This window comes from Xenorhabdus miraniensis (assembly GCF_002632615.1).
Genome location: NZ_NITZ01000001.1, coordinates 371154 through 383895, shown reverse-complemented (window position 1 = coordinate 383895; position 12742 = coordinate 371154). Strand labels below are relative to the sequence as shown.

The 12742-nt window shown below is 45.3% G+C and carries 10 protein-coding genes and 4 tRNA genes; 12 read left to right on the top strand and 2 right to left on the bottom strand.

Annotation, left to right across the window (positions count from 1 at the left end; translation table 11 throughout):
- Nucleotides 1-18 precede the first annotated feature (18 nt).
- The 12 genes from rfbA (at nucleotide 19) to Xmir_RS01645 (ending at nucleotide 9547) form a co-directional block, all read left to right on the top strand.
- Nucleotides 19-900 (top strand): glucose-1-phosphate thymidylyltransferase RfbA, encoded by an 882-nt coding sequence (gene rfbA / locus Xmir_RS01700; RefSeq protein ID WP_099112742.1) that lies wholly within the window; start codon nucleotides 19-21, stop codon nucleotides 898-900.
- Nucleotides 878-1591, top strand: a complete 714-nt coding sequence (gene rffC, locus Xmir_RS01695) for a dTDP-4-amino-4,6-dideoxy-D-galactose acyltransferase (protein WP_099112741.1) — start codon at nucleotides 878-880, stop codon at nucleotides 1589-1591. The genes rfbA and rffC overlap by 23 nt, the downstream gene beginning before the upstream one ends.
- A gap of 1 nt (nucleotide 1592) precedes the next feature.
- Entirely contained in the window at nucleotides 1593-2723 is a 1131-nt protein-coding gene (gene rffA / locus Xmir_RS01690) for a dTDP-4-amino-4,6-dideoxygalactose transaminase (protein WP_099112740.1), read from the top strand.
- A 1-nt stretch (nucleotide 2724) separates the two neighbouring features.
- On the top strand, nucleotides 2725-3975 hold the full coding sequence (gene wzxE, locus Xmir_RS01685) for a lipid III flippase WzxE (RefSeq protein WP_099112739.1): 1251 nt from the start codon (nucleotides 2725-2727) through the stop codon (nucleotides 3973-3975).
- Entirely contained in the window at nucleotides 3972-5072 is a 1101-nt protein-coding gene (locus tag Xmir_RS01680; protein ID WP_099112738.1) for a TDP-N-acetylfucosamine:lipid II N-acetylfucosaminyltransferase, read from the top strand. The genes wzxE and Xmir_RS01680 overlap by 4 nt, the downstream gene beginning before the upstream one ends.
- A complete protein-coding gene (gene wzyE / locus Xmir_RS01675) occupies nucleotides 5069-6493 on the top strand; it encodes an ECA oligosaccharide polymerase (protein ID WP_099112737.1) in 1425 nt (474 codons plus the stop codon). Before Xmir_RS01680 ends, wzyE begins: the two co-directional genes overlap by 4 nt.
- Nucleotides 6480-7217 (top strand): lipopolysaccharide N-acetylmannosaminouronosyltransferase, encoded by a 738-nt coding sequence (gene wecG, locus Xmir_RS01670; protein ID WP_099112736.1) that lies wholly within the window; start codon nucleotides 6480-6482, stop codon nucleotides 7215-7217. The genes wzyE and wecG overlap by 14 nt, the downstream gene beginning before the upstream one ends.
- 332 nt (nucleotides 7218-7549) lie before the next feature.
- Nucleotides 7550-8926, top strand: a complete 1377-nt coding sequence (thrP, locus tag Xmir_RS01665; protein WP_099112735.1) for a bifunctional threonine/serine APC transporter ThrP — start codon at nucleotides 7550-7552, stop codon at nucleotides 8924-8926.
- A gap of 161 nt (nucleotides 8927-9087) precedes the next feature.
- Nucleotides 9088-9164, top strand: a tRNA-Arg gene (locus tag Xmir_RS01660).
- Nucleotides 9165-9269: 105 nt separating this feature from the next.
- Nucleotides 9270-9345 (top strand) — tRNA-His (locus Xmir_RS01655).
- A gap of 15 nt (nucleotides 9346-9360) precedes the next feature.
- Nucleotides 9361-9447 (top strand) — tRNA-Leu (locus Xmir_RS01650).
- A gap of 23 nt (nucleotides 9448-9470) precedes the next feature.
- Nucleotides 9471-9547 (top strand) — tRNA-Pro (locus Xmir_RS01645).
- 759 nt (nucleotides 9548-10306) lie between these two features.
- On the opposite strand, the gene hemY is transcribed toward Xmir_RS01645, so the two are convergent.
- Both hemY and hemX read right to left on the bottom strand, forming a co-directional pair.
- Nucleotides 10307-11512, bottom strand: a complete 1206-nt coding sequence (gene hemY / locus Xmir_RS01640; RefSeq protein WP_099112734.1) for a protoheme IX biogenesis protein HemY — start codon at nucleotides 11510-11512, stop codon at nucleotides 10307-10309.
- 2 nt (nucleotides 11513-11514) lie between these two features.
- Complete coding sequence (hemX, locus tag Xmir_RS01635; protein WP_099112733.1) at nucleotides 11515-12729, bottom strand: uroporphyrinogen-III C-methyltransferase; 1215 nt, start codon at nucleotides 12727-12729, stop codon at nucleotides 11515-11517.
- Nucleotides 12730-12742 lie beyond the last annotated feature (13 nt).

The following is a 12742-nucleotide window of genomic DNA, read 5'->3' as shown; positions in this document are numbered from 1 at the left end:
GCCCGTCTGGGGGATAGCATGAAAGGAATTATACTGGCGGGGGGGTCTGGCACCCGTTTGTATCCAATAACACGTGGCGTATCAAAACAATTATTGCCTATTTATGACAAGCCGATGATTTATTATCCGCTGTCAGTTTTAATGCTGGCGGGAATACGCGACATCCTGCTTATTTCTACACCCGATGACTTACCCGCTTTTAGGCGACTATTGGGCAATGGTGAGCAATTTGGCATTCGTCTGAGCTATGCTGAACAGCCCTCTCCCGATGGACTGGCTCAAGCGTTTTTGATTGGCGAAGAGTTTATTGGCAATGATACTTGTTGTCTGGTGCTTGGCGATAATATCTTTTTTGGTCAGGCATTTAGCCCAAAACTGCAAAACGTGGTGGCGCGTGAAACAGGGGCTACCGTATTTGGTTATCAAGTGATGGATCCAGATAGATTTGGCGTCGTGGAATTTGATGAGCAATATCGGGTACTTTCCATTGAAGAAAAACCCGTACAGCCTAAATCCAACTGGGCGGTGACAGGACTCTATTTTTACGACAACAAAGTGGTTGATTTTGCTAAACAAGTGAAGCCTTCCGCCCGCGGTGAATTAGAGATTACCAGCATCAACCAAATGTATCTGGAATGCGGCGAATTGAATGTTGAATTACTAGGGCGTGGCTTTGCCTGGCTGGATACGGGCACCCATGACAGTTTAATTGAAGCGAGCACCTTTGTTCAGACCGTTGAAAAACGGCAAGGCTTCAAAATTGCCTGTCTGGAAGAGATAGCATGGCGTAATGGTTGGCTGAGCGTTGAGCAATTAAAAGAGGCTGCGGCGGAGCTGGCTAAAACGGGTTACGGCAAATATCTGATGGATTTGCTCAATGTTTATTCACGCCAACCTTGAACCTTTGATTTGGGATAGCCAATTCTTTGGGTTATCCACTGCGCGTCTGAATTTTTCACCAGAAGCCGCAGCACTAACGACGGCTCAGTTGGATGAGTATGCAGTGGTACAGGCAAAAGTTCCTGCACAGCAAACATCCATTATTGACGGGCTGTCCGCTTTGGGATTTTCTTTGGTGGAAGGCGAGGTGGATTTACTGTTATCGATTGGTGTCGGGGATAATGCTGATATTCATACGGGACAAGAACTCATTTCTGCAAAACGACGAGATATACCCGAATTAACATCAGTAGCGTCTCGTGTGTTTACGGATAGCCGTTTCCGTAAGCCGTGGTATCAGCCGGGTGACAGTAGTCGATTCTATGCGACTTGGGTCGAAAAAGCCGTTTTGGGAACGTTTGACCACGAATGTCTGCTTATCAATGATGAACACGGTAGAATGATGGGATTTGTCACCCTGAGAGATATTGGAAACCATGAAGCACGTATTGGCTTATTGGCGGCTGCACCGGGGAATCATCATCAAGGAATTGGAAAAAAATTAATGTCGGCGGCGCAGCAATGGTGCCAAAACCACCAGATACAACGGCTGAGAGTGGCAACACAAATCAGCAACATCACTGCCTTGCGTCTTTATACACGTCGCGGTGCCATTATTGAGAGCACTGCATATTGGTTATACAGAGGATGAAATGATTCCATTTAACAAACCCCCGGTAGTCGGCACTGAATTGGAATACATGAAACAAGCGATGGCCAGTGGTAAATTGTGCGGCGATGGCGAGTTCACCAAACGTTGTGAAGCCTGGATAGAGCAGCGCTTTGGTTGTCCAAAGGTGTTGTTGACACCATCTTGTACGGCTTCACTGGAAATGGCGGCTATTTTGCTGGATATCCAGCCGGGTGATGAAGTCATCATGCCGAGTTATACCTTTGTTTCTACCTCCAATGCTTTTGTTCTGCGTGGAGCAACCATCGTGTTCGTAGATATTCACCCTGATACTATGAATATTGATGAAACCCAGATTGAAGCGGCCATTACAGAGAAAACCCGCGCCATCGTGCCAGTGCATTATGCGGGTGTTGCTTGTGAAATGGATACCATCATGGCACTGGCAGAAAAATATAACCTGTATGTAGTGGAAGATGCGGCACAGGGGGTCATGTCCACATATAAAGGTCGTGCATTGGGCACAATTGGACATATTGGTTGTTACAGCTTTCATGAAACCAAAAATTATTCGGCGGGTGGTGAGGGTGGTGCGACATTAATCAATGATAAGTCCATGATCGCCCGTGCCGAAATCATTCGTGAGAAAGGCACTAACCGTAGCCAATTTTTCCGTGGGCAAGTAGATAAATATACCTGGCGTGATATTGGTTCCAGTTATCTGTTATCTGATCTGCAAGCCGCTTATCTGTGGGGACAATTAGAGCTTGCTGAAGAAATTAACCAGCGTCGTCTGGCCTTGTGGGACAACTATTATCAGGCCCTGAAGCCATTGGCCGATGCGGGACACTTGACCTTGCCAATCATCCCGGAAGGCATAGAACACAACGCCCATATGTTCTATATCAAGCTGAAAGATGTGGAAGAACGGAGTGAATTCAACCGTTACATGAAAGAGAACAGTATTCTGAGCGTATTTCACTACGTGGCATTGCACACCAGTCCTGCGGGTGAAAAATGTGGCCGTTTCCACGGAGAAGATCGTTTTACGACCCGTGAAAGTGACCGTTTAGTGCGTTTGCCGATGTTTTACAATATCACTGACAAAGAACAGCAAGTTGTTATAAACCGTATCAAGGAATTTTTCGCCTGATATGTCACTTGCTAAAGCTTCTGTTTGGACGGCTGGCTCCACACTGATCAAAATTGGTGCGGGGCTGCTGATTATTAAATTGCTGGCGGTCTCTTTTGGCCCAACAGGTGTGGGGCTGGCCGGTAACTTTCGTCAACTCATTACCGTATTAGGCGTGTTGTCTGGTGCGGGGATTTTTAATGGCGTCACTAAATACGTGGCGGAACATCATCAGCAACCGGAAAAACTCAGGGCCATACTGGGAACCTCATCCTCGATTATTCTCGGTTTTTCGACCCTGCTGGCGGTGATTTTCCTCTTGTTCAGTGATGTCATCAGTATTGGTTTATTTGGTCACAATCATTACAAATCTGTTGTGCAGGCGCTCGCATTTATTCAAATGGGCATCGCTTACGCCAACTATTTTCTGGCTATCTTGAAAGGATTCAGGGATGCTCAGGGAAACTCGCTGGCAATTATTCTGGGCAGTTTGGCGGGCGTGATTGCCTATGGCCTCTGTTATTGGCTGGGTGGCTATGAAGGTGCGTTGGCTGGTTTGGCCTTAGTTCCTGCGTTGGTGGTTTTTCCCGCAGGGTTGATGATCTTGCACCGCAAAGTCATTGAATTTTCCGCCTTGAAACCGATGTGGGATCGGGCGATTGCCAGTCATTTGGGTAAATTTACCCTTATGGCATTGCTGACCTCCATAACGTTGCCCGTTGCTTATGTCATGATGCGAAATTTAATGGCGGCACGTTATAGCTGGGAAGAGGTTGGAATTTGGCAGGGAGTGAGCAGCATTTCTGATGCCTATTTACAATTTATTACGGCTTCTTTCACGGTCTATCTGCTGCCGACTCTTTCTCGTTTAGAGAGTAAGCAGGATATTACCAGCGAAATAGTGAAGGCACTGAAATTTGTTTTACCTGCTGTGGCTGCTGCCAGCTTTTCAGTCTGGTTGTTGCGTGATTTTGTTATTTGGTTGCTGTTTTCAGATAAATTCACCGCGATGCGGGAGTTATTCGCATGGCAGTTAGTGGGTGATGTGTTGAAAGTTGGCGCTTATGTTTTTGGTTATCTGGTGATAGCAAAAGCTGCACTGCGTTTTTATGTTCTGGCTGAGGTCAGCCAGTTCCTTTTGCTGAGCGGTTTCTCTCATTGGCTAATACCGAAAAATGGGGCATTGGGTGCAGCTCAGTCATATATGGCAACTTACATTGTTTATTTCATTCTTTGTTGTAGCGTATTTATCATTTATCGCAGGCGAGCATGACAACCCTAATTCACGTTTTGGGATCGGATATCCCACATCACAATCAAACGTTGCTGCGTTTCTTTAATGACGTCCTGGCTCGAGAAATACCTTTTTCGGCCAAACCGTGTTTTATGGTGGTGTCCAAAGACCACACATGGCTATCGAATTCTAATTATTCTGGTTTGACTATCTCTGTTTATGAGAATAAAGCCGCTCTTTCACAGGCGGTGATTGAAAAGGCAAAGGCAGATAGAGCAACCCGTTTTTTCTTCCACGGGCAGTTTAACGCTGCTTTGTGGTTGGCTTTATTAGTGGGCAAAATTAAACGACATCAATTTTGGTGGCATGCGTGGGGAGCTGATTTATATGAAGAATCCCGTCAACTGAAATTTCGCTTATTCTATCTGCTCCGTCGCTTGGCACAGAAACGAGTAGGGCATATTTTTGCCACGCGCGGTGATCTCCGGTATTTTCTCCGGCACACAGGTCAATCCAAAACGCGAGTGCCATCATCATTGCTCTATTTCCCAACCCGGATGGACCCTACTCTTACGGTAACGGAAAAAACATTTTCACCGGAAGGGATCACCATTCTGCTGGGAAATTCAGGAGATCAATCCAACCTTCATATAGAAGCATTGTATAAGATCCACCATCAATTTGGGGATGAGGCACGGGTGATTATTCCGATGGGTTACCCTGATAATAACCAACCCTATATCCAGCGCGTAAAACAAACTGCATTGTCGCTGTTTCCAGCGCAAAACGTCCGTGTCTTGCAGGATAAAATGGCGTTTGACGAATATTTGTCGCTGCTGCGTCAATGCGATTTGGGCTATTTCATTTTCAATCGCCAACAGGGTATTGGAACACTCTGTTTGCTGATTCAATTTGGTATTCCGTTTGTTTTGAGCCGCCAGAATCCATTCTGGCATGATTTGACGGAGCAGCAGGTGCCTGTTCTGTTTGATGGTGATGAATTGAATAAACACTGGGTGCAGGAAGCACAGCGTCAGATGCTGTCCCTTGATAAAAAGGCGATTGCCTTTTTTGATCCCAATTTTATTGATGGGTGGAAACGCGCCCTATTGGCGGCATCTGGAGAATATCAATGACCTTGACACAATTCGGTGGGCTGTTTGTCGTTTACGTGAGTTCATTGGTCTTTATCCTGACCTTGACGTATCAAGAATTTCGGCGTGTCCGCTTTAATTTTAATGTTTTTTTCTCATTACTGTATCTGCTGACGTTCTATTTTGGCTTCCCGCTGACCAGCATGTTAGTGTTCCAGTTTGATGTACAGGTTGTTCCGGTAGATTCGTTGCTGCATGCAATGTTGGCGTCAGGCTGTTTTTACGCTATTTACTATGTAGCGTATAAAACGCGCCTTAGCTATAAGACACGCAGAAATAATAGGGAACCTGAAACACCATGGGTTGCTTCTGCGCGAAAGCCCTTATTCAATATGAATCGGGTGGAAACTAATCTCACATGGCTGCTGCTTGCTGGCATTGCTGTCGTTACGGTGGGATCGTTCTTTATGCAGAACGGTTTTTTGTTATTTAAGTTACAGTCCTATAGCCAGATATTTTCCAGCCAAGTTTCCGGTGTCGCACTCAAGCGTTTCTTCTATTTCTTCATTCCTGCCATGTTGGTGGTGTTTTTTCTGAATCCGACCAAAATGCGTTGGGTGTGTTTTTTGGTAGGAACTGTCGGATTTGGCATTCTGACTTATGTGATTGTTGGAGGAACACGGGCTAATATTATTATTGCGTTTGCACTGTTCCTGTTTATTGGCATTGTCCGTGGTTGGATCACGTTATGGATGCTATTTGCTGCGGGCATATTTGGAATTATTGGCATGTTTTGGCTGGCGTTAAAGCGTTATGGCCTGGATGTGAGTGGTGCGGAAGCCTTTTATACGTTTCTGTATCTCACGCGGGATACCTTCTCGCCGTGGGAAAATCTGGCTCTGCTGCTGGATAACTACAGCAAAATAGATTTTCAGGGTTTGGCTCCGATCATCCGTGATTTTTATGTCTTTATTCCCAGTTGGCTGTGGCCGGATAGACCCAATCTGGTCTGGAATACAGCCAATTACTTTACATGGGACGTGCTGAATAACCACTCTGGCCTTGCGATTTCACCAACGCTGATTGGTTCGCTCGTGGTAATGGGAGGCGTGTTCTTTATCCCTCTGGGCGCGATTGTTGTCGGTTTGCTTATCAAATGGTTTGATTGGATTTATGAAGCAGGGAAGCAAGAAACTAATCGCTATAAGGCAGCGATTTTGCAAGCTTTCTGTTTTGGTGCCATTTTTAATATGATTGTACTTGCCCGTGAAGGTGTAGATTCTTTTGTTTCTCGGGTCGTGTTCTTCTGCATTGTTTTTGGCCTATGCCTGATCGCGGCGAAATTACTGTACTGGCTGTTTGAAAGTGCAGGGCTGGTTAGAAAGTTTGTAGTCAGTAACTTAGCTACCTCGCGAAAAACATCTGTGATTTTGGATGTAAGGAAGAAAAATGGTGTTGAATAACGTTCCTAAATACCGTATTCGTGGCCTCAATATCTGGGGATTTCGTGGTATGTCGCATTTTCTTGATCATCTTTTCCAGAATGGACAAGTAAAAACCGGTACGCTGGTTGCGATTAATGCAGAGAAAATCCTCACTGCGGAAAAAGATAATGCACTGAACCTGTTGCTGAATGAGGCTGAATATTTATATGCCGATGGCATTAGCATAGTGCGGGCCATTCGTCGTAAATACCCTGATGCAGATGTATCCCGGATTGCGGGAGCTGATTTGTGGGAAGCCTTGATGGAACGGGCCGGCAGTGAAGGAACCCCCGTCTTTTTGGTAGGTGGAAAGCCTGACGTTCTGGCACAGACAGAAAGTAAATTGCGTACCCAATGGAACGTTAATATCGTGGGCAGCCAGGATGGTTATTTTACACCAGAAACGCGTGATGCGGTGTTTGAGCGGATTCATGCCAGCGGTGCAGCGATTATTACTGTCGCAATGGGATCGCCGAAACAGGAGATCTTTATGCGTGACTGCCGAAAAATACATCCAGATGCACTATATATGGGAATTGGCGGAACTTATGATGTTTTTACGGGGCATGTCAAACGAGCACCGAAAATTTGGCAGAATTTAGGCTTGGAATGGCTGTATCGCCTGCTATCTCAGCCAAGCCGCATCCGTAGGCAATTCAAGCTATTGAGGTTCCTTGGCTATTATTACGGGGGCAAGCTCTAACCCGGCAATTCTTTGTTTTAAGCCTGCCACGTGGAAAGTGTGTTGTTCATATGTGGCAGGTTTCCGCTTTGTCTCTCATCTCCGTCCCTTCGCGCTTAGCAAGAACGTGAAATAACTACCTTGTTGTGTGATTAGATAGTAGCCATTGTTGATGCTGTTCTCCCCAACTGCGATGCCAAACAAGATTGGTATTGGTGTAATTTTATAATTTTTTATTTCACTGATTGGCAAAACGTGTTTTGATCCCTGCCTTTTTTACAACGATTGATTATCAATTCCTGTATTTTTTCTGTTTGCAAATATAGACATCATAAAAGTGGATAGGGAGTTTTATGAGTGATTCAAAACAGAGCCTGCAAAGGGGACTTGAGGCACGTCATATTGAACTGATTGCGCTAGGTGGCACAATCGGCGTAGGGCTGTTCATGGGGTCGGCCAGTACTTTGAAATGGGCTGGCCCTTCCGTTTTGCTGGCTTACATTATTGCTGGACTTTTTGTCTTTTTCATCATGCGTTCAATGGGCGAAATGTTGTTCCTTGAACCTGTCACCGGCTCATTCGCGTCTTTTGGGCATAAGTACCTTAGTCCTTATTGGGGCTGTTTGACGGCATGGGGCTATTGGTTCATGTGGGTTTCTGTGGGCATTTCAGAAATCACTGCCATCGGCGTATATGCCGAATTCTGGTTCCCGGAATTGCCTCAGTGGGTTTCTGCGCTGGTAGCGGTCGGGTTAGTGGCTTTGGCGAATTTGGCGGCTGTACGGCTGTATGGTGAACTGGAGTTCTGGTTTGCCATGATCAAAGTCACAACGATTATTGTGATGATTTTGATTGGCATTGGTTTGATTTTTTTTGGTTTAGGCAATGACTGGCAACCTATAGGATTAGATAACCTAACCTCACATGATGGTTTTTTCTCCGGTGGCTGGAAAGGCTTTTTATTTGCTCTGTGTATTGTTGTTGCTTCCTATCAGGGAGTTGAACTGGTTGGTATCACTGCGGGTGAAGCGAAAAATCCACAAGTTACACTTAAGAAAGCGATCAACAATATTCTGTGGCGTATCCTGATCTTCTATGTTGGTGCTATTTTTATTGTTGTGACGCTGTTCCCGTGGACAGAAGTTGGCACGCATGGCAGCCCATTCGTGATGACCTTTGCTAAAGTAGGTATTGCTTCTGCGGCCGCAGTGATTAACTTTGTCGTACTGACCGCGGCACTTTCAGGGTGTAACAGCGGCATGTACAGCGGTGGCAGGATGTTGTATGCCCTGGCTCAAAACCGTCAATTGCCTGCTTCGCTGCTGAAATTGTCGAAGAATGGTGTGCCGGTGAAATGTATCGCCATCACCATTGGTTGTTTGATTGCCGGTTCCAGCCTGAATTACCTGATTCCAAATCCACAGTCGGTATTTGTTTACGTTTATAGTGCTAGTGTATTGCCCGGTATGGTGCCGTGGTTTGTGATTCTGGTAAGCCAACTGCGTTTCCGCAAACATCACGAAGAAGCGCTGAAACAGCATCGGTTTAAATCGATCCTGTTCCCTTATGTCAATTACCTGACCTTGATTTTCCTGAGCTGTGTATTAGTCGGAATGGCGGTTAACCCGGATACGCGTTTCTCACTGATGGTAGGTGGGGCATTTTTGCTGATTGTGTCATGTATTTATTTCTTGGTTAATAGAATTTATTCGCAGAAAAAATCACACTAGTTTGGCAGGTTGATTCTTATACAATAAGACCCCTCGCGGTGGAAAAGTGTTGTCTTTATCAACTAAATGAGTAAAGCGTAAGCAAACGAATCATTTCTTTTAAAAAAGCACTGGACAGTACGACATTAAATCCGTACTATCCTCCACCGCAACGGCGTTAAGCGCCCGTAGCTCAGCTGGATAGAGCGCTGCCCTCCGGAGGCAGAGGTCTCAGGTTCGAATCCTGTCGGGCGCGCCATTTTAAGCGTGCAAGAGCAGTGACAATGAGTTATCGTGGTCGATAGCGCTTCGTTGTAGCAGTAATTTTAAGTAGTAAAACAGTATATAAAAGATAGCTGTTATGGTGGCTATAGCTCAGTTGGTAGAGCCCTGGATTGTGATTCCAGTCGTCGCGAGTTCGAGTCTCGTTAGCCACCCCATCTTTTTTATGACACGCGAGGGTGGCGGAATTGGTAGACGCGCTAGCTTCAGGTGTTAGTGTCCTTACGGACGTGGGGGTTCAAGTCCCCCCCTTCGCACCATAAAAAAGAGAAAAAATATATTTCGGCGAGTAGCGCAGCTTGGTAGCGCAACTGGTTTGGGACCAGTGGGTCGGAGGTTCGAATCCTCTCTCGCCGACCAGATTCTGAGAAATCCCCGCAATAGCGGGGATTTTTCTTTGTATTGCCTTGCCAATCAAAAACTTTCCTACCAATAAAAAACTCTCCCTTGCGGATAAAAACACTTATTTTTTCCCTTTTATTTCTTTTTAATTTCTTTGTCGATTCCCTTGGTGTGGCATTGAATATCATGGTTTTTCTTAACGCATCAACTGATTGTTTTAAAAGTTATTTTTAGATTGATGTTGTATTTCAACGACAAACCATACCATCGGGTGTCTCAGAATAACGACATTTAACTCATTGATTTTTATTGTCTAAATGTGAACGCCTTGAAGCGCGTCTCAAATGGGAGACGGTATTTTTGATTGTTTTTAGCAAAAATCAGGATATCTAATATAGAAAGTCAGTCAAAGCGTGGGTAAGGAAATCTTATCTTGGTTGAAAAAGTTGGCACGTAAAATGCAAATAAGAAATTGTAGATGCTCATCCCACTCCTTATGACAGCACATGACTTCATAAACTCCGGGATGATGTAGAGCTGATTGTCAGTGCCTATGGTCCACGTTATAGATGAGTAAGCATCCCTGTCTTTTCATCACAAACCGGACACAACGTTGAGTGAGGCACTATCCGTCTGTAGACCTGATTGTATTTATACACCTGTCTTTTTGATAGGTGTTTTTTTTGCCTGTAGAAATACGGCGCACCTCAGTTAATGCCTCAATGGTATCCATATCAGTTGTTAACTGAGGTGTGAAATAGCCGGGTTTATGCTTCGTTATTTTTCAAGGTTGTCATTGCGCTTTAAAGTCAGCATAAAACCTTTGCTACGGATTTGGGCGGCTTCTTCGCGTTTTTGCAATCTGTCAAGTGCATCGGCAAGCCATGCGTAATCATGGGCATCCGGTCGCTGTGCAAGCGCTGCTTTAAAGGCCGTTTCAGCGTTAGCCCATTCACCATTGCGTAAAGCAACCTGTCCTATGGTGCTGTTGAGCAGCGGTGTCGCACCGTGTTGCTTTAATTGATGGGTAAGCGTTTTTTGTATGGCTTCGGGATCGCTGGTTTTAAGATGCGGGATCAAGAGCAGGAGACGTTCGTCGTATTGCTGTTTTAATCCATTCAGAATGATTTGCTGGGCTGTATCGTGATCATTGCACTCAATCAAATGTTCGGACATAGCGACTTGTAGCACGATATCATTGCGAATCTTGCGGCTTTGCTCTTTCCACCATGCCTTCAGACCAGAACTGCCTTTTTCTGCCATAATTTGATTCATTAACCCGACATAGGCTTGCTGACGCAGTTTAAGGATTTCTTCCTCACTATGCAGATCAATTTTCATGATTGAAGGCAAGATATCAATCAATGATTGATAAGCACCTGAAAGAGAATAAGCCTGTTCAGCCAGCCGCAACACTTCAGGGTGGCGAGGGGCATAGTTCAGCAGGTTATCCACACCATTGCGTGCGGCATGAATTTCGCCTTGTGCCAATTGGATACGTACACGGGTAATATCGACAGGGAGTTGATCCTTATCTGCAACTTCTGCGGCACGCTCAATATACTGGTTGGTACGGAAATAGTCACCGCGCTGTTGAGCAGCTTCTGCCGCCAACAAATAGTTCACGACAGGATGCTCTGCATGATCAACATTGCGGGTCATTAGACGCTCAACCTGCTTGAAATCTCCTTCAGCCAGTTTGAGCAGGGCCTGTTTGGTTTGTGAACGTGCCCGGCTGCGTTTATATCCACCAAAGATCCAGCTATGGGTGAACGTGCTGGTACGCTTTAACCGACGATAACACCAACCGATAAAAATCAGCAGGAATTGTAACAAGAGAAACATAATCACCATAGCAGTGATGCTGGTGGTGATATTCTTACTGTCTGTTTGGATCAAAACGTACCCTTGATGCCCGGACATCAAGGGGCCAAGTATGATGCCCACAATAAGAATAATGAACAGCAATAATATATTCAGCATACTTAGCTCTCCTCAGAAGATGTATCTGCCTGACCGGATGCTTCTGCTGCTGGAGCCGGTTTTGATTGCGTTTCTGGTTGAATTTCAGGCTTGGTTCCTGATTCGGTTTCTGGTTGGGATGATATGGAATGCGGTAGATTGTAGATCCGCTTACGCACAAGATCTGCCAATATTGGTTGGCTGCTCAATTGCTCAGGAACATCAATAGAAAGAGGACGCTCTTGCAGTGAATCAACTTTATGTAAAAAATTTTCTGTATCTGGAGCAGAGGTATCAAAATAACTTCTTACCCATTCTCCAACGGAACCCAACGCTTTCTTGTAAATTTCACTCTGATGGCGGGGAACTGCCTGTGCAGCGATCAGCAGCTTGGAACGGATGTTTTCGCGTAGGTAAATATCCTGATTAGGCGCCAATAGTGGTTCTTTGTTGCTATCACGAGGAGTAATAGTAATGAAGTTATCCATAAAGCTGTGCCAACTACTGCTCAGGTTTTTACGCCAGTCGGAAAGTGAGGCCGTGATTTCATCATTGTTAGTTTCCATCGGCGCGGCTTGTTCCACTTTGTCAAACAGGGGCAAGTTATTGACTTGGTTTGATAGTTGGTTCAGAGTCAGAATAATACCATCCAAATCAAGCTGATTGATTTTAGTCAGAGATTCAATATCCTCCCTGATAGCTTGGCGGGCATAGATCAGGCTGGGATCATCCATCTCAGCAAGGTTCTGGTCAGCATCTTTCATCAATGCGATGGCTGTTGTGACATCTTGCTCACTCCATATTTTGCGCCCGGCCATTTTAACGAGAGAACTTGCTTGTGCCAGTCGCCAGTTTTCGATATCCGTATTTGAAAGTTCTGAAACACGGGATTGAAGCTCTGCCAGATGATCATCCAGTTGCTGGTTTCGTGCTTTGAATTCTTGTAAGGAAGAATCGAGTTTTTGGAGTTTGGCATCAACATCTTGTTTATCGGCAGAGTGCTGTTGAGTCAGAGAGGCGATTTCTTGCTGAAGAGCGAGATTTTCGGCGCTTAATGCTGCATTCTGCTGTTTACCATGATAATAAATGTAAAGACCACCAACACCGATTGCCAGCGAAATGGCAATTGAGAGCGTATTGCCTACCCATCCATAACGTTTGGGTTTATGGGGAGCCGTTTCAGGCTGCTGAGGGCGTTTTGTCTCAACCGCATCGGTGGACTGCTTTTGTTCCGTCATAATGGACATCCCA